The organism is Pseudomonas sp. WS 5027 (assembly GCF_012985695.1).
In the GTDB taxonomy this organism is placed as follows: Bacteria; Pseudomonadota; Gammaproteobacteria; order Pseudomonadales; family Pseudomonadaceae; genus Aquipseudomonas; species Aquipseudomonas hygromyciniae.
Genome location: NZ_JAAQWU010000007.1, coordinates 185239 through 205679 on the forward strand (window position 1 = coordinate 185239; position 20441 = coordinate 205679).

The following is a 20441-nucleotide window of genomic DNA, read 5'->3' on the forward strand; positions in this document are numbered from 1 at the left end:
CCGCTGAATTTCTGCCTGATAAACCCCGATTGCAGGTTTTGGGGCCGCTGCGCAGCCCAACGCGGGGCAAGCCCGCTCGCCACAGGGGGCGCGGCATGTGCCAAAGCTCTGGCACCACACCCCAACACCCTGAAGACCACAGGCCTATTGTGAAAACCACTCTTACTGTGGCGAGCGGGCTTGCCCCGCGCTGGGCTGCGAAGCAGCCCCAATAAGGCCACCGGATTTCTGCCTGATAAATCCCGATTACAGGTTTTGGGGCCGCTGCGCAGCCCAACGCGGGGCAAGCCCGCTCGCCACAAGGGGGCGCGGCATGTACCAAAGCTCTGGCACCACAACCCAACACCCTGAAGACCACAGGCCTATTGTGAAAACCACTCTTACTGTGGCGAGCGGGCTTGCCCCGGGCTGGCCTGTGAAGCCGAGCCAATAAGACCACCGGATTTCTGCCTGATAACTCCCGATTGCAGGTTTTGGGGCCGCTGCGCAGCCCAACGCGGGGCAAGCCCGCTCGCCACGGGAGGCCGTTTGCCGCGGAGGCTGGCTCACATTGATCGAGTACGGTCAGCTCAGGCCTGTGATCAGATGCACTACCCCGCCTGTCAATATCATCACGGCAGTAATTCCCGCTGCCTTCAGCCCCATTTCATCGACCAGGGTCGGGTCTTGTAGCTGCACACGGATCCGCGTCAAAGCCACTCGCTGTTGCGACTTCAGGTTTGTCGCCCCACCCAGCGCACTCAACACCGCCGGCGCCAACATCGCGTCAGCCGCAGGCTCGGCGTTCGGCGTTTCGGCCACCAGGTCCGGAGTCAGGGCTTTCCAGAACGCTTGCTGTAGTTTCTCGAACATGCTCAATGCTCCACGACAGGTAAAGTTTCTACAGTCGCCGTGTGGTAAAGGCGCAGGGCCTCGCGCACCTGGGCGGCTTCTTCCAGGCCCAGTACCTGGCGGGCGATGATCTGGCACTCCGCCAGGTCCAGCTCACGCACGGTGGCCTTGATACTGGGGATCAGCGGCACGCTGACGGACAGTTCGTCCACCCCCAGCCCAATCAGCATCGGCACCGCCAGCGCTTCGGACGCCAGCGCGCCACATACGCCCACCCACTTGCCGTGGGCATGGGCGGCCTTGACCGTGGTGGCGATCAAGCGCAGCACCGCCGGGTGAAAACTGTCGGCCTGACTGGCCAGGCGTGGGTGGTCGCGGTCCATGGCCAGGGTGTATTGGGTCAGGTCATTGGTGCCAATGGAGAAAAAATCCACATGGGGCGCGAACACATCCGCCATCAAGGCTGCCGATGGCACCTCGATCATGATCCCCAGCTTCGGCAGCTCGCTAAGCCCCAAGGCCAGCGCTTGCTCCTCCAGGATCTCGCGGGCCTGGCGTAGCTCCGACAGCAGGCTGACCATCGGCAACATGATGTGCAACCGCGCCAGGCCGGCGCTGGCCAGGATTGCCCGGAACTGCTCGCGCAACAGCTCGGGACGTTCCAGGCACAGGCGAATTCCGCGCAGGCCAAGAAAGGGGTTGGTCTCGCTGTCCATCGGCACATAGGCCAAGGGTTTGTCACCGCCCACATCAAGCGTGCGCACCACCAGATTGCGCTCGGTGCCCAGGACACCGGCAATCGCGCTGTAGGTCTGGGCCTGTTCCTGGGGGCTCGGCGCGCGGTTGCGGTCCAGGTAGAGAAACTCCGAGCGCAACAGCCCGACCCCCTCGGCCCCCAGCGCCAGGGCTTGCTGCACTTCTTGCAGCGAAGCGACATTGGCGGTCACTTCAATATGATGACCATCGCGGGTGGTGGCGGCCAAGGCGGCCTGCTGCAGATCGCGCTGGTGGCGCACAACCTGCTGCTCGCGCGCGGCCCGCAGCGTCTCGATCACTCCCGGGTCCGGGTCGAGGTGCAGTTCGCCTTTGTCGGCGTCCAGCAACACTGGCTTGCCATCGGGCAATGCCAGGACCTGGGCCGGCACACCGCAAATCGCCGGCAAGCCCAGGGCGCGAGCAAGAATGGCGACGTGGCTGGTGGCCCCTCCGGCAACGGTGATAAACCCCAACACCTTGCCCGGGTCGAGGCTGGCGGTTTGCGAAGGCGTCAATTGCTCGGCAATCAGGATGGCCTGCTCCGGCAAATCCCAGGCGCCGTCCTGGACCCCGAGGATCTGCTTGAGGACCCGCAGGCCGACATCCGCCATATCGGCGGCACGCTCGGCCAGCAGTGGACTGCCGGATTGCTCGAACAGCGCAGCGGTGGCGAGTGTGGCGCTGTTCCAGGCGAAGGCCGCGCTCTTGCCTTGGGCGATCAGCCCGTGGGCGTGTTCCAGTAGGGTCGGGTCTTCGAGCAATTCCTGATGGGCACCGAAAATCTGTGCCTGGGCGCTACCCCCGGCCTTGTCCTGCAGCGCTTGCAGTGCTTGGGCTGCAGCCTGTAAACCGCGCGTCAGAGCGGCACGTTCTGGCGTCTCGCCAGCGCCCTTTTCAGTCACTGTCAGCTCAGGCTCGGCGACCTGCACCACATGGCCAAACGCCGAACCTGGCGATGCACACACGCCCCGCAACACCGTTGCCGATGACAGCGGTGCGATGGCTTCAGCCACCACCGCCACCGCTTCGCCGCAGCCATCGGCCAACAACGCGACCAACGCCTCGATCGCCGCCGCCGCATCCGCCCCCGCCGCACTCACTTGCAGGGTATCGCCGCGCACCGTCTGCAAGCCCATGATCGCCACCAGTGATTTGGCGTTGGCGCTCTGGGTTTGCTTGTGCAGGCAGATGCTCGCTTTGAAACCCTTTGCGGCCTGGGCCAGCACCGCCGCCGGACGGGCATGCAGGCCGTTGGCATTGGGCAGCGTCAGGGGCTTGGAAAACAGGGCGTCGCCCTCTTCTTCCTCGTCATTGGCAGCACGTATTGCAGGCGTCACATGCAGCAACGGTTGCCCGGCTTCAACCAGCCCCGTGCCCGCCGTCAGCAGCGCAAATGGCTCGCCGCTGACCACCAGCATCAGGGTCAGCAAACTGCGGGCATGGAGCGCGACGTAGTCGGCATCAAACTCGATCAGCGGCTGCCCTGCCGCCACCCGCTGGCCCTCCTCGACCAACCGGGTGAACCCCTTGCCCGCCAGGTTCACGGTGTCCAGGCCGATATGCATCAGCACCTGCACGCCGTGGTCGTCAGTGACGCTGACCGCATGACCACTGTCCTGGATATTGCTGATCACCCCGGCCAGCGGTGCGCAGAGGGTCTGCGAGGTGGGGTCGATACACACGCCGTCACCAATCAGGCGGCTGGAGAACACCGGATCTGGCACCTGGTCCAGGGGCAACAGCACGCCCGCCAGGGGCGCCAGCAGTTCCAGGGGTTGAGTTGTGGTCATGACTTCACCTGCTGTTTTGTTCTGTAAAAATCAAAGGGGTGACGAAGGTTTATTTCCACCAGTATTCGACCTGCACACCGAAGTTGGAACCGTGCCGCGCACTGCCGTAGGAGCCGCTGTCGGACAACGCCGAACCCGCCGCCAGTTCATTGGCCGCACGCTTGGCCGCTTCGTTCCAGGTGGCATAGGTGTAGTACAACCGCACTTCCGGCCGCGCCCAGAAATCCGCGCCTTTGGGCGACCAGGTCGGGGCGAATGTGAACTTGCTGAGCTTGCGCGTGCCGCCGCTGGCATCCACTTGGTCATGGCCCAGTTCGGTGACCAGCTTGAACTGTTCGCTGATGGCATACGCCGGGCGCACACCAATGGACATCCAAGTCTGGTCCTGGCTGCCGGGGCGCACATCTTTCTGGTACACCGCCTCGACCTGGCCGCCAAAACGCGGGGTCACTTGCCAGTCAAAAAACTCCACCGCGCGGTAGCTTTTGCTGCTGCGTTCCAGCGCGGTATTACCGGTGTAGCCAAGGCCCGTGCCCGGCCCTTCACCGTACTGCAGGGCAAACTTGTTCTTGCCACCGAGGAAGGCCGCCTGCACATGCTGGGCTGTGAGGGCCCAGCCGCTGTGGGTATCGCGCCCGCCAGCCTGTTCGATGTAGCTCAGGCCCAACTCCAGCTCCCCGCCGGGGTTGGTCTTGAAGCCGGCGACGTTGAAGTCGTGACGGGTGGCGTATTCCTTCTGGTACAGGTTGTCCTTGCGCGACAGGGCGTAGCTGTATTTCAGATCGCCAATCAGCACGTCCTCGATACCGCCACCAGTGGCGCTCTGGTTCCAGTAGTAGAAGTCGGAAATATGGATGTCATTTCGTTTGTAGTAGCGCCGACCGGCCCACAGTGATCCGCCGTTGAGGCTGGGCATGTTCGACCACTGCGCATACATCTGCGGCATGCGTGCCGAACCATTGTTTTCGCCCTGGAACTTCAGCTCGCGGTCGTACTTGTTGTACAGCGAGGCCATGGCATCGACGCTCAGCACCGAGCCGTCGTCGAGGGTGAACAGGTCCTGGCGTAACTCCAACTCGGCATACTGTTCGCATTCGTTGCCCAGGCGGTACTTGGATTGGGCGCCCGGCAATTGGAAACACTGTTGCGGGCCGCTGCCGGTCGAGGTGCCGGCGCCGCTGCGCAGGTAGCCTGCGAATTCCAGGGCGTGAGCCGCCAGGGGCAGGGTCAGACAGGATGCAGCGAGGCCCAGCTTTATTGTTGTTTTCATGAAGCGCTCCTTTTTCTTATTGTGTGTAACGCGATTCTGTAGGAGCGAGCTTGCTCGCGAAAATCGTCAACGATGACGTGGGCATTGCGGATGCACGCGGCGCTTTGAAGTTTTTCGCGAGCAAGCTCGCTCCTACAAAAAGGGGAATGTCAGTCGGTCAGGTGCAGCACAAAAGACTCGTATGGACGCAGGGTGATGCTGTCGGTACGCAGCGGGCAGTCGGGGTAGTTACTGATCAGCAGCCGTTGCACGCTCGCTGCGCTGATCACGCGGTCCGGCAGCTGGATTTCACAGGGCTGGCCATAGAAGTTGTTCAGCACCAGCAGGCGCTCGCCATGGCCTTCGCGCAGATACGCCCAGACCTTGGCGTGATCGAGCAGCAGTTGGCGGTAAACGCCCTGCTGAATCAGCGGTTCATGCCGACGCAAGGCGATCAGCGCCCGGTAGTGATGCAGCACCGAATCCGGATCGTCCAACTGGTTCTGCACATTGATCTGCGCCGCATTGGCCGGGATGCCAATCCACGGTTCACCGCTGCTGAAGCCGGCATTGGCCTGGTCGTCCCATTGCATTGGCGTGCGCCCGTTATCCCGGGACTTTTGCATGATGGCGGCCATGCTTGACGCTTCGGACTCACCTGCATCGCGCTTGAGGCGATAGATATTCAGGGTCTCGACATCGCGGTATTGCCCGATCTGGTCGAAGCCCGGATTGGTCATGCCCAGCTCTTCGCCCTGGTACACAAACGGCGTGCCCTGGAGAAAGTGCAAGGCGGTGGCGAGCATCTTGGCCGAGACCACGCGGTATTCGCCGTCATCACCAAATCGCGAGACGACCCGCGGCTGGTCATGGTTACACCAGAACAGTGCATTCCAACCGCCACCGGCCTGCATGCCCAACTGCCAGTCGGAGAGAATCTGCTTGAGTTGCAGGAAGTCGAAGTCGGCGCGCACCCATTTTTGCAGGTTGGGGTAATCGACTTTCAGGTGATGAAAGTTGAAGGTCATCGACAGCTCTTTCGACTCTGGGCGCGAGTAGCGAATGCAGTGCTCGAGGCTGGTGGACGACATCTCGCCGACGTTGATCAGGTCATGGCCTTCGAAGACTTCGCGGTGCATTTCCCGCAAGTACTCATGCACGTGCGGGCCGTCGGTGTAGAAGCGCCGGCCATCGCTGTTGTCTTCGGGAAAATCCGCCGGTTTGGAAATCAGGTTGATCACATCCAGGCGGAAACCGCCCACGCCTTTGTCACGCCAGAAGCGCATGAGTTTGTAGACTTCGGCGCGCACCTGGGGGTTGTCCCAATTGAGGTCAGCCTGGGTGTGGTCGAACAGGTGCAGGAAGTACTGGCCGGTCTGCGCCTCGTATTCCCAGGCCGAGCCGCCGAACTTGGATTCCCAGTTGTTCGGCTGGTCGCGCCAGATGTAGAAGTCGCGATACGGGTTGTCGAGGCTGCTGCGCGCCTGCTGGAACCATTCGTGCTCGATGGAGGTGTGGTTGACCACGATGTCGAGCATCAGCTTGATCCCGCGCTTGGCGGCTTCGCTGATCAGCAGGTCGCAGTCGGCCATGGTCCCGTAGCTGGGATCGATGGCGTAGTAGTCGCTGATGTCATAGCCATTGTCGCGCTGGGGCGAGCGCAGGAACGGGGTGATCCACAGGCAATCGACACCCAGCCATTGCAGGTAGTCGAGCTTGTCCACGATGCCCAGCAGGTCACCGGTGGCGTTACCCGCGTGGCTGTGGAAGCTTTTTGGGTAGATCTGGTAGATCACCGAGTGTTGCCAGTCTTGCATGGTGGGTTCCTTCAGTTGATTTTTGTGCTGGCCTTGAGGGCCTCTTCGCGAGCAGGCCCGCTCCCACAAGGGGGAACGCATTTCAAATGTGGGAGCGGGCTTGCTCGCGAAGGCGGTAGTTCAGGCGACCCGGTATCCAGGCCGGACAATCTTCATGCTCAACCCACAGGTCAAAACAAACGGCACCACAATCGCGATGACCATGCCGATGACAAAGCTTGGGATGTACTGCGGGATGATCGAGATAAACCCAGGCAAGCCGCCCACGCCAATGGCCGAGGCCTGGACCTTGTTCAGCGAGAGGAAAATGCTACCCAGGGCCGAGCCGAGCAACGCGGCATAGAACGGGAACTTGAAGCGCAGGTTTACCCCGAACATCGCCGGCTCAGTGATGCCAAAGTAGGCAGAAATCGCCGAGGTCGAAGCCATGCTTTTGTCCCGCGCATTGCGGCTCATATAGAACACCCCGAGTGCCGCGCTGCCCTGGGCCAGGTTGGACATGACAATCATCGGCCAGATAAACGTGCCGCCCTGGGTCGAGATCAGTTGCAGGTCCACGGCGAGGAACATGTGGTGCATGCCGGTGATCACCAGCGGTGCATACAGCAGGCCGAAAATCGCCCCGCCGACCATCGGCGCCAGGTCGAACAACGTGACGACGCCTTCGGTGATCAGGATGCCGAGGTGCCGGGTGACCGGGCCGATGATCGCCAGGGCCAGCACGCCGGTGACGACGATGGTGGTGATCGGCACGACGAGCAATTGGATGGCATTGGGCACTCGCGCCCGCAGCCATTTTTCAATCACGCTCATGACATAGGCCGCCATCAGGATCGGCAGGATCTGCCCCTGATAACCCACTTTCTCGATCTGGAACCAGCCAAAAATATCGAAGTACGGCAGGCTCTGGCCGTCGAGCCCGGCCACTGCCTTGCCGTAGTTCCAGGCATTGAGCAAGTCCGGGTGGACCAGCATCAGGCCGAGCACGATGCCGAGGATTTCACTGCCGCCAAAGCGCTTGGCCGCCGACCAGCCCACCAGCGCCGGCAGAAACACAAACGAGGTGTTGGCCATCAGGTTGATCAGGCTCCACAGGCCATCCAGGTTCGGATAGGCCTCCAGCAAAGTCTGGCCCTCGATGAACATGCCTTTGGCGCCCATCAGGTTGTTGATGCCCATCAGCAGGCCGGCAATGATCAGCGCCGGCAGGATCGGCATGAACACGTCGGAGAACACCCGGACCAGGCGCTGCAGGGCGTTGGTCTTGTCGGCGCCCTTCTTCTTCACATCGGCGATGGTGGCGGCGGCAAGGCCGGTCTGTTCGCGCAGGGCGGCGTAGACCTTTTCTACTTCGCCGGGGCCGATGACGACCTGGAACAGGCCACCGGTGAAGAACGAGCCCTTGACCAGATCGACCTGGTTCAATGCACTGGCGTTGACCAGGCTCGGGTCCTTGAGCGCCAGGCGCAGGCGCGTCACGCAGTGGGCCGCTTGCTCAAGGTTGTCGCTGCCTCCGAGATTTTCGAGGATCTCGCGGGCAATAGTTGAATAGTCGTGGCTCATGCTTGTTCTTCCACTTTAGTTTTTTGTTATTGGCAGCACGCCGAGGGCAAAAGTACTCGTACAGACGAGTTAAAGCAACAACTCGTCTGTACGAGTTACAAAAATATCCAATGACCTCTTTCCTGTAGGAGCGAGCTTGCTCGCGAAGAACCTGAGGGCAGCGCGGGCTGTCCGGGTTCTCGCGTTATCGTTGACGTTTTTCGCGAGCAAGCTCGCTCCTACAGGGATTGGCGATATCTGAGGGTCCAATGGACAAACTCCACCTCTGCCTCTAAGGTTCCTGCCTTGAACGCAAACGCGGCACAGAGCCCTCTCCATGAGTAAATACAACCAGATCTACACCGATCTGCTTGCCAGCATCACCACCGAACGCCTGCAACGCGGCACGCGCCTTCCCTCTGAAACCGAACTGATGGACGCCTACCAGGCCAGCCGTGGCACCGTGCGTCGGGCCATCGAGCAACTGCAGGAGCGTGGGTTCGCGCAAAAAATCCATGGCAAGGGCACCTTCGTGCTGTCACCCAACCCGATTGAGTTTCAACTGGGCGGCATCGTCAGCTTCCACGAAACCCACGCCGACCTGGGCGATGACGTACGCACCGAAGTGGTCGAGTTCACCCAACTCCCGCTGGAAGGCTCGCTGCTGCAGCATATCGAGGCCGAGCCCGGCACCCTGATCACCCGCATCAAGCGAGTGCGGCGCATTGGCGGCAAACGGGTGATCCTCGACATCAACCACTTCGTCGCCGACCTGATCCCGGGCCTGGACCAGACGATTGCCGAACAGTCGATCTACGCGTTTATCGAACAGACATTGCAGCTGCAAATCAGCTATGCCCAGCGCACCATCGAAGCCCTGCCCCGCAGCAAGGACGATCAGGCGCACTTGGACCTCGACGGCCAGAGCCATGTGATTGTGGTGAGTAACCAGACGTTTTTGCAGGATGGGCGGCAGTTCGAGTACACCGAGTCGCGGCATACGCTGGATAAGTTTTACTTTTCGGATATTGCGCGGCGCTGAAACCTACGCGCAGGCTTGGGGGCTAACGGCTTGAGAACCGCCCCCCCCCTTAATCCATTGCCATCAAGGAATGGATGTGTAGTGGTCAACTGATCCCGGACACTACGTTAAGTTTTTTCTCGGCCTGAGCCGGTGGCAGCCCACCATTAAATTGGTGCGGTCGAATTGTACGGGTCTCACTTGGAAAGAAAGCACCGTGAATCTTCCAAACAAATGGCGTGAACAGTTCCCCTATGCCCTTATTGAACAGCAAGCCATCGGCGAGTCACGGGCTGACGTCTTCCGGCTACGCAGGGACAACGGCACGGACCTGTTCCTGAAGGCCGAGCCCCTTGAGGAACACGGGGAGCTGGCAGACGAAATCGAGCGGCTTCGGTGGCTGCGACAAATGGATCTGCCTGCACCTGTGGTCCTGGATGAAGTGACAGAAGACCCTCGCCATTGGCTGCTGATGACCGCCGTGCCTGGACAGGACCTGGCCAGCGCCAGCGAGCTTTCTGCCGTGCAGGTCATCACCATACTGGCGACAGCGCTGCGTACTTTGCATCAGGTTCCCATCGCACGCTGCCCCTTCGACCACTCCCTTGAACAGCGTATCGCCCGCGCTCAGGAACACGTCAGTGCGGGGCTGGTGGACGAGGCGGACTTCGACGACGAGAGACTGGGGCGAAGTGCTGAGGACGTGTTTACCGAACTGTTGTCGACGCAGCCAAACACCCACGACCTGGTGGTGACCCACGGCGACGCCTGCCTGCCGAACTTCATGGCGGCGGATGGTCACTTCAGCGGTTTCATCGACTGCGGCCGTCTGGGGGTCAGTGATCGTTATCAAGATCTGGCTCTGGCGGCACGTAGTGTCGAGCGCAACCTTGGACAAGCGTGGGTGAAACACTTCTTCGAACAATATGGTGTTGAGCCCGATGAGCAGCGCATTAAGTTCTACTGCCTACTGGACGAGTTCTTCTGAACGCCCCTGCAGCCTGCTCGGCGGACAAACGACTTGTCGCTTATAAGCTCCTATTCTTCTGGCGAAGCAGCTTGTTACTTTTTGGATGCGCTTGGATCTGACAACCAAATACAACCTTCCGTAGAATGCCTGCGTGGCTATGGAACACCTTCCTTCTAACCTCCTAAGATCTAGGGGTTTCGCTCTCCACACCGCGCCTGCTTCTTGCAGGCGTTTTTACATCAGCCGTAAACGGTGCTGCAGTTCGTCCACGACGGCGGCCAAGGGAGAAAACCAAGCATGAATCAGGCGCTGTTCCTGCGTCGCCGTAGTAAAGTTCACGTCCCGATGGGCACTGGCGGCGCCACGCACGCTCAGGTTGCTTCGGCTGTCCGGGAAATCGCGGCATTCCGATGCGTACTATCAGAGCCGCTGATTGAGCAGATAGGCAGGTTGTCAGCGACAGAACTCAAGTACTGGCTGCGCGAAATTATCGGAGTCCTTCGGCGGGAAACTGGCGCTCATGTACACCACCGGCCATTTTATCCTGACTTTCCAGAGCAGGTTCTGACGGCCTCAGAGGCACAGTTGTACCTTAACGCCGTCATACACTACCTCACGCTTTGGCGTTTACCACCGACTGAACACCATCGACCTGCGATGCTTGAAGGCAACTTCATGTCCCGCGTTATCGAACTGGGAAGCATATCTGAGTTCGAGTCACTGCTCGAACCACTGGTTTCATCGCGCACCTCGCTTTCCAAAGAGGAAACTGCCGATGTCCTCTGGTTTATCCGAGAGTACAAAAGCGATGTTTTCCGTCTGCTGCCTGAGGCCATCCCGTTCCGCGAGAACCGTGCACAGGTAGGCAGCGCACTTATCCTGCATGTAGCCAGCGATACACGGGTGGAAACATTCCTGGAGCGAAACGTCGAAACGGCGGCTGACGTGCTACGACTCGCGGTCGCTCTGAATGGAGGAGACGTCTCACTGGCGACAGCTTCGACACGTTTCACAGCGATGAAGCGTTCGATGCGCCGTCTGCTGTTGCGCTTGCTTGACCGCATACCCAGCGCGACGGAAGACGTGATGCGACATGCCGAGCGATGGAAGCGCCTGGCTGAGGTACTGCATCCGGGCGACTACGCCGATAAGTACCCACGAGCGCTGGCCGCCATCACCGCAGCACGTCGCAATGAAGCGCCAGACTCATTTGGATCACGTGTCGAAACATTGCTTGCCCAGCGTCACATCGCCACGCTTATACCCATACTGCAAAGCCGTCCTGGCGAGTTTGCACGACGGCTGGATGTAACCCTGCGGCGCGCGACGGAACCAGAGTCGGTTCTCGACGCATTCGAAGCGGTTGCGCAACAAGTGTCCTCACCTGTCTTGCTGCAGTTGCTGGGCCAAATAAGTGCTCCACGTCCCCTTCCCCTGCGAGCCTTCACACCGAAAGGTTCATTCGCAAAAATCTATGGCATCAAGGATCGACGCGAACCTCTCGCTCCCGACGTACTGGCTCGTGCAGCCAGAATCTGCGAGGACGCACTCGTAACGCGCTTTGCGGCGCTACCGCCACTAGGCCGCTGTTTCATTGATCCAGTATTACGCGAGTACAGGGTGCCGCTGGCGCAGCGTTCCTCATCGAAATCTCTACGTACGCTGGTCCGGGGCAGTCGCTTGCCTATGCCTGATACACGTTTCATTCGCCTGTTCCTGTGGTGGAAGAACGGCCGTGAACGCACGGACATCGACTTGTCCGCAGCATTTTTCGACACCAACTTCGAGTTCAAAGAAACGGTCGCGTACTACAACTTGAAGGATTTTGGCGGCTACCACAGTGGCGATATCGTCGACGCACCCAAAGGGGCTTCGGAGTTCATCGACCTCGATCTCGATGTACTCGTCGAGAGGGGTATCCGTTATGTGGTCACATCTATCAACTCATTCACCGAGCAACCGTACTGCGACCTTCCAGAATGCTTTGCTGGTTGGATGGCCCGCGCTGACACAGCGTCCGGTGAAATATTCGAGCCGCGCTCCGTGTTCGACCGTATCGATATTGCATCCAATACAGGGATCTGCCTGCCATTCGTGATGGACTTGCAGGAACGACGAATGATTTGGGCCGATCTGGGACTCACTTCATTTCCACGGTGGAACAACGTCCAGAACAACCTCAGCGGGGTATCGTTGATGCTGCGCGCTTTGATACATACACCAAGGCCGGATTTGGAGACTCTGTTCGATTTACATGTTCGAGCACGGGGAGAGCGAGTGGCTTCACCGCAGCAAGCTCAGGCGGTGTTTGCGCCTGATCAAGGAATAACACCGTTCGATACCGATTTGATTCGCTCGCAGTTTCTCTAATACCTATCCGAGCCAAACCATAAGGAAAAACACCATGCTCACGAAGAGCCTGTTACTGAGTTTTTGCACTGTGTTATTGATTGGCTGCACAGGCAGAGGCTTTCAACCGCCGCCGCCGGAATTTACCAATTGGAAGAAGACCGGGGTCACTGAAAAGGGCGTCAAGAGCGCGATGACCGCATGCGGCTATACCAACCTAACAGGGACGGGAGACCGTACGCCGATTGACCAGGTACTCACGCAGTTTTATTGCATGAAAGACGCGGGCTTCAAGCGCACAGATAACATTGACCTGTGCAAGGAAGGTCGCATCGGCGAATCACCGGTGTGCGAAGGCCGCCGGTAAACCATTAGCGGACTGGACGGCACCGCAGGGGTATTGGCGGTAGCAGCGCTGGGCAGTTGCGCCTTCTCGACCGCCATCATCGGCGAGCCTGGGGAGCCCCAAAAAACCAAAAGCCCGCAATCATGCGGGCTTCTGGGTACTTTTTGCTAGAGGGTGCCGGTCAACGCCGGACGCCCCATCATTCCCACTCGAACATAAACAATCTTAAAAAATCGCAGACCAGGAGTTACGGTCAGTGAAATGTTGGTAAATGGACCAATACTTCATAAGCTGAAACACGCTCGCCTATGGGAATGGCTGAACGTGCTGGACGGCAATCAAACAGTGCATAACCGCTATGAGGATGCCGGGGCAGCTTGCAAACCCTTCTAGAGCGACTCACCCTACGGCGTCTCACACTTATCCGAGTCAACCCATCAGGAAGAACGCCATGTTCACGAGGAGCCTGTTGCTGAGTTTTTGCGCTGTGTTACTGGTTGGCTGCACGGGAAGGGGCTTTCAACCGCCGGCTCCGGATTACACAAAATGGTACAAGGAGGGCGTATCGCAGACCGGGATCATTGCTGCGATGCGTGCGTGCGGATATACCAATGTTGATGGCGCAGGAGACAGGTCGCCAATCGATGTGAGGTTACTGAACTTCTATTGCATGAAAGACGCAGGCTACAAACGCAAAGATAACTTGGATATGTGCAAGCTCGGTCGTATTGGCGAATCGCCGGTGTGCGACGGCCGCCGTTAATCCATCACCAAAAGGACACAGGGAATGAACAATCTACGCAACGGACTGTATGGTGCCGCATTGGCCCTGGCGGCAACAGCGCTGGGTGGTTGCGCCTCCTCGGCCGCGATCACCGGCGAGCCTGGGGTAAACATGGGCGACAGCTATCAGAAGGTGCTCGCGGTGGTCAGCCGCAACAATACCGTGACCAAACAGGTCGATGGCCAAGGCTTCCGGGCGGAGGGTTACTCAGGGATGTTCAAGGACTGTCGCGTCAAATACTTCCTGTTCCAGGACGCCGATGGTTTGCAGCGCGTGAGCTATGAGCCGGCGCCACATCTGTCGGTCAACCAGAACTGCCGCCAGCCTTAACTTCCCCCTACGAGTCGATTCCTGATGAGACTGTTGCCTGTAATCCCCGCCGTGCTGCTGCTAGCGCTCGGCGGCTGCGGCCAAGTGGCGAACGTGCGTTCGCTGTCCACCGGCTATGTGCCCCCGCAGGGCGGCGAGACCGCGCGTATCCGCCTGCTCACCGACGGCCTGGTGCGCGCCGTGCCGGGGCGTGATTGCCTCGACTGGAACGTGCCCGGCGCGGGGGTGATGGCGTCGGCGAAACCCGGCTTCCCCGACCATAACGGCGAAAACCTCGGCATTCCCGGACGGATCTTTTCGTGGGCCGGTGCGGTCTCGTCGGAGCTGGTCGTGCCGGCGAACAAGCCGATCGCGTTCCATTACCTGGGGCGCCTGCAATATTCCCGGCAGTGTGCCAAGACCATGACCTTCGTGCCTCGGCCTGGCGTGGACTACATGGTGCAGGCCACCATGTCGGCGGACTGTTCGTTCCAGCTGGATGAATTGGAGGCGGGCGGCAAGCAGTGGGCGATGGTCCAACCGCAGCCAGCGGGGAAGGTGTCGATGTGCAACGCGATTGATAACTTCTAGCCGGAAATCTGCGCGGGTTGAAGGCTGCGCGTAAAGTTTTTCAAAACACACGCCAACACCATAGGGGAGATGGGCAAACAGTTATTGCTGACATCTGCGCTGCTAAGCGTTCTCGATACCATGCCGGAATTCCTTGTCCGGGACATGGTATCGATGTAGCTCTCTCACATACGTACGATGGGCGCCATTAAAAACGCCATTGATGACGTAGCAAAGATCACTATCAAATCTTATTTTTTACAATAAAATCAGATAGTTGAAAAAAACCTCACTCCCACTCAATCGTCGCCGGTGGCTTGCTCGACACGTCATACGTCACGCGCGAGATACCTTCGATCTCATTGATGATACGGCCGCTGACAGTTTCCAGCAGTTCGTACGGCAGGTGGGCCCAGCGGGCGGTCATGAAGTCGATGGTTTCTACGGCACGCAGGGCCACGACCCAGGCGTAACGGCGGCCATCGCCTACAACGCCAACCGATTTCACCGGCTGGAACACCACGAATGCCTGGCTGACCTTGTGGTACCAGTCGGCCTTGCGCAGTTCTTCGATGAAGATGTGGTCGGCACGACGCAACAGGTCGGCGTATTCCTTCTTCACTTCACCCAGGATGCGCACGCCCAGGCCCGGGCCCGGGAATGGGTGGCGGTAGACCATGTCGTACGGCAGGCCCAGTTCCAGGCCCAGACGGCGGACTTCGTCCTTGAACAGTTCGCGCAGCGGTTCTACCAGCTTGAGGTTCATTTCCTCAGGCAGGCCACCCACGTTGTGGTGGGACTTGATCACGTGGGCCTTGCCGCTCTTGGCGCCAGCCGACTCGATCACGTCGGGGTAGATGGTGCCCTGGGCGAGGTACTTGATGTTGTCCAGTTTGTTGGACTGGGCATCGAAGACGTCGATGAAGGTGCGGCCGATGATCTTGCGCTTCTTCTCCGGGTCCGACTCGCCGGCCAGGTTGTTCAAGAACTGATCTTCGGCGTTGGCGCGGATCACCTTGACGCCCATGTTCTCGGCGAACATGGCCATCACTTGCTCGCCTTCGTGCAGACGCAGCAGGCCGTTGTCGACGAATACGCAGGTTAGTTGGTCACCAATCGCCTTGTGCAGCAGCGCGGCAACCACGGAGGAGTCAACGCCGCCGGACAGGCCCAGCAGCACGTTGTCGGTACCGACCTGGGCGCGCACGTTGGCGATGGCGTCTTCAGCGATTTTCGACGGGGTCCACAGGGCTTCACACTCGCAGATGTCGAGGATGAAGCGCGACAGGATGCGCCCGCCTTGCTTGGTGTGGGTCACTTCCGGGTGGAACTGCACGCCGTAGTAACGACGCTCGTCGCTGAACATGCCGGCGATCGGGCAGCTCGGGGTGCTGGCCAGGATGTGGAAGTCTTCCGGCATCTTGGTGACCTTGTCACCGTGGCTCATCCAGACGTCGAGGCCGAACAGGCCGTCGGCGTCGACGTGGTCTTCGATGCCGTCCAGCAGGCGGCTCTTGCCGACCACGTCCACACGGGCATAACCGAATTCACGCAACTCGGAGCCTTCGACCTTGCCGCCCAGTTGCTCGGCCATGGTCTGCATGCCGTAGCAGATACCGAAGACCGGCACGCCCAGGTCAAACACCGCTTGCGGGCAGCGCGGGCTGTTGGCTTCGTGCACGGACTCGGGGCCACCGGCTAGGATGACGCCTTTAGGAGCGAATTCGCGGATCGCTTCGTCGTCCATATCGAACGGATGCAGTTCGCAGTACACGCCGATTTCACGCACGCGGCGGGCGATCAGTTGGGTGTACTGGGAACCGAAGTCGAGGATCAGGATGCGGTGGGCGTGAATGTCGAGGGCCATGAAGTCAGTCTCGTCTAATGAATCAGAAACAACTCGGGGCTGAAAGAACAGCCCCGGTTACTTAACGTTTTGCTGGAAGCCTCAACCTACGCGGTAGTTTGGCGCTTCCTTGGTGATCTGCACGTCGTGGACATGGGATTCAGCCATGCCGGCGCCGGTGATCCGTACGAACTCTGGCTTGGTGCGCATTTCTTCGATGTCGGCGCTGCCGGTGTAGCCCATCGAGGAACGCAGGCCGCCCATCAGTTGATGGATGATGGCGCTCAGGGTGCCCTTGTACGGCACACGGCCTTCGATGCCTTCCGGGACGAGCTTCTCGGCGCCTGCCGAGGAGTCCTGGAAGTAGCGGTCGGAAGAACCTTGCGCCTGGGACATGGCGCCCAGCGAACCCATGCCACGGTAAGCCTTGTAGGAACGGCCCTGGAACAGTTCGATCTCGCCTGGCGCTTCTTCGGTACCTGCGAACATCGAGCCCATCATCACGCAGGAAGCACCGGCTACGATGGCCTTGGACAGGTCACCGGAGAAACGGATGCCGCCGTCGGCGATCAACGGAACGCCAGTGCCTTCAAGGGCAGCGGCGACATTGGCAATGGCGCTGATTTGCGGCACGCCCACACCAGCGACGATACGCGTGGTGCAGATCGAGCCTGGGCCGATACCGACCTTGACTGCGTCAGCGCCGGCTTCGGCCAGGGCCTTGGCGGCAGCGCCAGTGGCGATGTTGCCGCCGATCACCTGAACGTCAGGGAAGTTCTGCTTGACCCAACGTACGCGGTCGATCACGCCTTTGGAGTGACCGTGGGCGGTGTCGACCACCACCACGTCAACACCGGCAGCGACCAGGGCCGAAACGCGGTCGCCAGTGTCTTTACCGGTACCCACGGCGGCGCCAACGCGCAGACGACCTTGGTCATCCTTGCTGGCCAGCGGGTAAGCCTTGGCTTTTTCGATATCGTTGACGGTCATCATGCCCTTGAGGGCGAATTTGTCGTCGACGATCAGCACGCGCTCGATGCGGTGCTTGTGCAGCAGTTCACGCACATCGTTCTTGTCGGCGCCTTCCTTGACAGTGACCAGACGCTCTTTAGGCGTCATCACTTCACGGACGGTGACTTCAAGACGGTTTTCAAAGCGCACGTCACGGGAAGTGACGATGCCGACCAGGTCGCCATCGTGCAGCACTGGAACACCGGAGATGTTGTGCAGGCGGGTCAGGTCGAACAGGTCGCGTACGGTGGCGTCGGCTTCGATGGTGATCGGATCTTTCACCACACCGGCTTCGTAACGCTTGACCTTGCGCACTTCGGCAGCTTGCTGCTCGATGGTCATGTTCTTGTGGATGATGCCAATGCCGCCTTCCTGAGCCATGGCGATTGCCAAACGGGCTTCGGTGACGGTGTCCATGGCAGCGGAAACCAGGGGAATATTCAGCTCGATGCCACGGGTTAGGCGGGTCTTGAGACTGACTTCGTTAGGAAGCACCTCGGAGTAACCGGGCACTAGGAGAATGTCGTCGAATGTCAGAGCTTCTTGGCTGATACGCAGCATCGCGGGGGCTCCCGAGCGGGAAAATGGAAGCGCGCCATTATATACATGCGCCCTGCCGGGCTCAATGTAAAACTCTGACAAACTTGGTAATACTGATAGATGGGTAAAACGCACCGCTTATCTGTAGGAGCGAGCTTGCTCGCGAAGATCGTGAAGGCTCTGCGCAAAACCAGACAGCCAGCGTTATCGTTGACGACTTTCGCGAGCAAGCTCGCTCCTACAGTTCGACTTTGACCCAACTGATTTTCTGGTCGAGCCAGTCGCCAAACTCGTCGATAAAGCTCTGTTTGAAGCCCGCTTCCGCCCAGTTGTTGAAGATGAAGCCCAGGTTGGAAAAGCCGCATTCCTGCAGGAACAGGAAGCCGTTGATGTCATCTTCATGCCCACACAGCGGGCAGGTGAAGTTGTCGGTATGGCCGGGCATCCAGTCTTCGAGGCTCTCGAACAGCGCTTCGCCCACTTCTTTAAGGCATTGCGGGCAGCCGGCTTCTTCGAGAAAACCCTTGGCCGGGGTATAGATGCAGCGTTTGTAGATGATTTCCAGACCATTGACCGGTTCGTTGAACGGCAACGCCTCGGGGTGCAGCACCACGGCGCGGGCGCCGTCGGCCAGGGCATAGCCCATGCGGTTGCCGGTGCGGCCACAGGTGGTCAGCTCTTCCTTGATGATGTTCTTGCGCACCAGCCAGCGCACGATGGCCCGGGCGCGGGGTTCATGCACTGGCAAGGTGGAGATTTTCGGGACAAGGATGCTTTGGGAATTCATGGGAGTCCTGCGGTGCGGCGTCTGGCGCCTTCGCGAGCAAGCCCGCTCCCACACTTGATTGCATTTATCCTGTAGGAATGCAGTCGAATGTGGGAGCGGGCTTGCTCGCGAAGAGGCCCTAAAGGCTGGCAGCTTAATCCCTGCCACCCAGAGGTCAAGTACTCAAATACCGCCCAATCAACGCGATGCCACTGGCCAGCACCAACCACGTCACCAACCGCACAAACGCCTCGCGGGACATGCGCAGGGTCAACCTGCGCCCCGCCCACAGCCCCAGGGCCATCGCCGGCAGCAGGCACACCGCCAACAGCAGCAACGGCAACTCGGCATACACCCCGGCGATCAAAAACAAACTCAGGCGCACCACCGTGCTCGCGCTGATCAACGCACTTTGGGTGGCTCGCGCGCCGTCCTTGGGCAGGCGGCTGTTCAGATAGATCGCATATAAAAAGCCGCCACTGCCAAACAAGGCCCCGAACAGTCCGCCCACCACGCCCATGGGTACCGACCAGCCGGCAGCCAGGGCTGTGGGCTTGGCCTTTACCGCCAGGGTGTAGATGGCATAGGCGCTGATAAACAGGCCCATCAACAGCAGGAGCAGGTCCGAATGCAGGTTGAGCAAGAAGATCACGCCGAGGGTGCAGCCAATGGCCATGCACGGTAGTAAGCGCAACAGCTCCGGCTTGACCACGTCCCGCCGCGATTGCAGGAGGTTGCCAAAGGCCGCGACGAAATCCAGCAGCACCAGCAACGGAATGATCTTCGACAGCGGCATAAACGTAATCAGGATCGGCCCGGCCACCAGCGCCGTGCCGAAGCCGGCGATGCCAAACACGATATAGGCCAGGGCGATCCCCAGACCGATCACCAACCAGTCCATCGGACCAAACGACCACTGCCCCATCAATTCAACCAGACTCATGAAATATTCCTTGTCAGCGATGGCCCTCACTTTAGCCAAGCGAGTGGGTTGCGACTAATATCTTCAAAGCCCTCAACCTATCTCGAAAAGGCATGACTCGTGATTTCCATCCGGCAACTGCGTTACTTCGTCGAAATCGTCGAGAGCGGCAGTTTCAGCGCCGCTGCCGAACGGCTGTTTGTCGCACAATCGGCCCTCAGCCGGCAGATCAAGGAGCTGGAAACCCTCCTGCAAACCCCACTGTTCGAGCGCACCGCCCGGCAACCGCGCCTGACGGCCGCCGGCGAAGCGTTCTACCCACGGGCACGCAACCTGCTGGGCGAATTGCACAAGGCCAGTGAACTGGCGGCTCAGGTCGGTCACGGCCAACTCGGCACCTTGCGCCTGAGCCACTCCAGCACCGTGCCGATGAGTGGGCGCGTACTGCGCGGGATCAGTGCCTGGCTGGAGCAGTGCCCCGGGGTGTCGATGGATATCGTCAAACTGTCCTCGCAAGCGCAATTGGAAGACATTGCCGGAGGTCGGTTGGAGGTCGGCCTGCTGCGCTTACCGGTACTGCGCCAGCGTGAAGGGGTGCGTGTCGTGCCGTTATACAAGGAGCCCTTGTTACTGGCTGTCCCGCCTGCCCACCCTCTGGCCCGCAGCTCAACGGCCATTGAGTTGGCGCAGTTGAAAGAAGAAGCCTTTATCTCGATCCCCCACCCGCAACGCGGCGGTTTGAGTTACCTGTCAGCCGAGTTGTGCATGCGTGCCGGATTTTTCCCCAAGGCTGCGCGGGTGATGTCGCGCAAGACCACCCAGTTGCAGTTGATCCAGGCTGGGTTTGGCATTGCCCTGCTGCCCGAGTCGATGCGTGATATCGCCCCGGCCAACATTCATTTCCTGCCCTTGGCCGATCCCGATTGCCACAGCACCGTGGCCCTGGCCTGCGCGCAGGCGCCGAGCACGCTGGTTGCGCAGTTCTGTCAAACACTGGCCGAATGCCTATAAACTGCCGCCCA

At 59.9% G+C, this 20441-nt stretch carries 17 protein-coding genes and 1 pseudogene; 8 read left to right on the forward strand and 10 right to left on the reverse strand.

What is annotated here, in order from left to right; all coding sequences use genetic code 11:
• Positions 1-564 precede the first annotated feature (564 nt).
• The 6 genes and pseudogenes from HBO09_RS11500 to HBO09_RS28910 all read right to left on the reverse strand — a co-directional run.
• On the reverse strand, positions 565-852 hold the full coding sequence (locus HBO09_RS11500) for a PTS transporter subunit EIIB (RefSeq protein ID WP_169997278.1): 288 nt from the start codon (positions 850-852) through the stop codon (positions 565-567).
• Between the two features lie 2 nt (positions 853-854).
• The gene (gene ptsP, locus HBO09_RS11505; protein WP_169997276.1) at positions 855-3377 is read right to left on the reverse strand and encodes a phosphoenolpyruvate--protein phosphotransferase; all 2523 of its coding nucleotides are present in this window, start codon (positions 3375-3377) and stop codon (positions 855-857) included.
• 49 nt (positions 3378-3426) lie between these two features.
• A complete protein-coding gene (locus tag HBO09_RS11510) occupies positions 3427-4647 on the reverse strand; it encodes a carbohydrate porin (protein WP_169997274.1) in 1221 nt (406 codons plus the stop codon).
• Positions 4648-4796: 149 nt separating this feature from the next.
• On the reverse strand, positions 4797-6443 hold the full coding sequence (gene treC, locus HBO09_RS11515; RefSeq protein WP_169997272.1) for an alpha,alpha-phosphotrehalase: 1647 nt from the start codon (positions 6441-6443) through the stop codon (positions 4797-4799).
• Positions 6444-6563: 120 nt separating this feature from the next.
• A complete protein-coding gene (gene treP, locus HBO09_RS11520; protein ID WP_169997270.1) occupies positions 6564-8006 on the reverse strand; it encodes a PTS system trehalose-specific EIIBC component in 1443 nt (480 codons plus the stop codon).
• Between the two features lie 123 nt (positions 8007-8129).
• Positions 8130-8243: pseudogene (locus tag HBO09_RS28910) on the reverse strand (outer membrane lipoprotein carrier protein LolA); the annotation flags it as partial.
• Between the two features lie 79 nt (positions 8244-8322).
• On the opposite strand from HBO09_RS28910, the gene treR reads away from it, so the two are divergent.
• The 7 genes from treR to HBO09_RS11550 all read left to right on the forward strand — a co-directional run bounded on the left by treR (position 8323) and on the right by HBO09_RS11550 (position 14355).
• Positions 8323-9027: a trehalose operon repressor gene (gene treR / locus HBO09_RS11525; protein ID WP_169997268.1), complete on the forward strand. Its 705-nt coding sequence runs from the start codon at positions 8323-8325 to the stop codon at positions 9025-9027.
• 196 nt (positions 9028-9223) lie between these two features.
• Positions 9224-9994, forward strand: a complete 771-nt coding sequence (locus tag HBO09_RS11530; RefSeq protein WP_169997266.1) for an APH(3')-II family aminoglycoside O-phosphotransferase — start codon at positions 9224-9226, stop codon at positions 9992-9994.
• Positions 9995-10273: 279 nt separating this feature from the next.
• On the forward strand, positions 10274-12346 hold the full coding sequence (locus HBO09_RS11535) for a TerD family protein (RefSeq protein WP_169997264.1): 2073 nt from the start codon (positions 10274-10276) through the stop codon (positions 12344-12346).
• Positions 12347-12380: 34 nt separating this feature from the next.
• A complete protein-coding gene (locus tag HBO09_RS11540; RefSeq protein ID WP_169997262.1) occupies positions 12381-12692 on the forward strand; it encodes a hypothetical protein in 312 nt (103 codons plus the stop codon).
• Positions 12693-13122: 430 nt separating this feature from the next.
• Positions 13123-13434 (forward strand): hypothetical protein, encoded by a 312-nt coding sequence (locus tag HBO09_RS28915; protein ID WP_010655636.1) that lies wholly within the window; start codon positions 13123-13125, stop codon positions 13432-13434.
• Between the two features lie 24 nt (positions 13435-13458).
• Positions 13459-13785 carry a hypothetical protein gene (locus HBO09_RS11545; RefSeq protein WP_045062148.1) on the forward strand — a complete coding sequence of 109 codons (327 nt, stop codon included), beginning with the start codon at positions 13459-13461 and terminating at the stop codon, positions 13783-13785.
• A 24-nt stretch (positions 13786-13809) separates the two neighbouring features.
• Entirely contained in the window at positions 13810-14355 is a 546-nt protein-coding gene (locus HBO09_RS11550; protein ID WP_169997260.1) for a hypothetical protein, read from the forward strand.
• A gap of 268 nt (positions 14356-14623) precedes the next feature.
• On the opposite strand, the gene guaA is transcribed toward HBO09_RS11550, so the two are convergent.
• The 4 genes from guaA to HBO09_RS11570 form a co-directional block, all read right to left on the reverse strand.
• A complete protein-coding gene (gene guaA, locus HBO09_RS11555) occupies positions 14624-16201 on the reverse strand; it encodes a glutamine-hydrolyzing GMP synthase (protein WP_032890732.1) in 1578 nt (525 codons plus the stop codon).
• 81 nt (positions 16202-16282) lie between these two features.
• On the reverse strand, positions 16283-17752 hold the full coding sequence (guaB, locus tag HBO09_RS11560) for an IMP dehydrogenase (protein WP_016977684.1): 1470 nt from the start codon (positions 17750-17752) through the stop codon (positions 16283-16285).
• A 217-nt stretch (positions 17753-17969) separates the two neighbouring features.
• The gene (locus HBO09_RS11565) at positions 17970-18518 is read right to left on the reverse strand and encodes a sugar ABC transporter ATPase (protein ID WP_169997258.1); all 549 of its coding nucleotides are present in this window, start codon (positions 18516-18518) and stop codon (positions 17970-17972) included.
• A 154-nt stretch (positions 18519-18672) separates the two neighbouring features.
• Entirely contained in the window at positions 18673-19440 is a 768-nt protein-coding gene (locus HBO09_RS11570; RefSeq protein WP_169997256.1) for a sulfite exporter TauE/SafE family protein, read from the reverse strand.
• A gap of 99 nt (positions 19441-19539) precedes the next feature.
• On the opposite strand from HBO09_RS11570, the gene HBO09_RS11575 reads away from it, so the two are divergent.
• Complete coding sequence (locus HBO09_RS11575; RefSeq protein WP_169997254.1) at positions 19540-20430, forward strand: LysR family transcriptional regulator; 891 nt, start codon at positions 19540-19542, stop codon at positions 20428-20430.
• Positions 20431-20441: the final 11 nt, after the last annotated feature.

Bases quoted from the DNA above. Each gene is read 5' to 3' on its own strand.
- HBO09_RS11500 (WP_169997278.1), bottom strand. From the start codon at position 852: ATGTTCGAGAAACTACAGCAAGCGTTCTGGAAAGCCCTGACTCCGGAC.
- ptsP (WP_169997276.1), bottom strand. From the start codon at position 3,377: ATGACCACAACTCAACCCCTGGAACTGCTGGCGCCCCTGGCGGGCGTG.
- HBO09_RS11510 (WP_169997274.1), bottom strand. From the start codon at position 4,647: ATGAAAACAACAATAAAGCTGGGCCTCGCTGCATCCTGTCTGACCCTG.
- treC (WP_169997272.1), bottom strand. From the start codon at position 6,443: ATGCAAGACTGGCAACACTCGGTGATCTACCAGATCTACCCAAAAAGC.
- treP (WP_169997270.1), bottom strand. From the start codon at position 8,006: ATGAGCCACGACTATTCAACTATTGCCCGCGAGATCCTCGAAAATCTC.
- treR (WP_169997268.1), top strand. From the start codon at position 8,323: ATGAGTAAATACAACCAGATCTACACCGATCTGCTTGCCAGCATCACC.
- HBO09_RS11535 (WP_169997264.1), top strand. From the start codon at position 10,274: ATGAATCAGGCGCTGTTCCTGCGTCGCCGTAGTAAAGTTCACGTCCCG.
- HBO09_RS11540 (WP_169997262.1), top strand. From the start codon at position 12,381: ATGCTCACGAAGAGCCTGTTACTGAGTTTTTGCACTGTGTTATTGATT.
- HBO09_RS28915 (WP_010655636.1), top strand. From the start codon at position 13,123: ATGTTCACGAGGAGCCTGTTGCTGAGTTTTTGCGCTGTGTTACTGGTT.
- HBO09_RS11545 (WP_045062148.1), top strand. From the start codon at position 13,459: ATGAACAATCTACGCAACGGACTGTATGGTGCCGCATTGGCCCTGGCG.
- HBO09_RS11550 (WP_169997260.1), top strand. From the start codon at position 13,810: ATGAGACTGTTGCCTGTAATCCCCGCCGTGCTGCTGCTAGCGCTCGGC.
- guaA (WP_032890732.1), bottom strand. From the start codon at position 16,201: ATGGCCCTCGACATTCACGCCCACCGCATCCTGATCCTCGACTTCGGT.
- guaB (WP_016977684.1), bottom strand. From the start codon at position 17,752: ATGCTGCGTATCAGCCAAGAAGCTCTGACATTCGACGACATTCTCCTA.
- HBO09_RS11565 (WP_169997258.1), bottom strand. From the start codon at position 18,518: ATGAATTCCCAAAGCATCCTTGTCCCGAAAATCTCCACCTTGCCAGTG.
- HBO09_RS11570 (WP_169997256.1), bottom strand. From the start codon at position 19,440: ATGAGTCTGGTTGAATTGATGGGGCAGTGGTCGTTTGGTCCGATGGAC.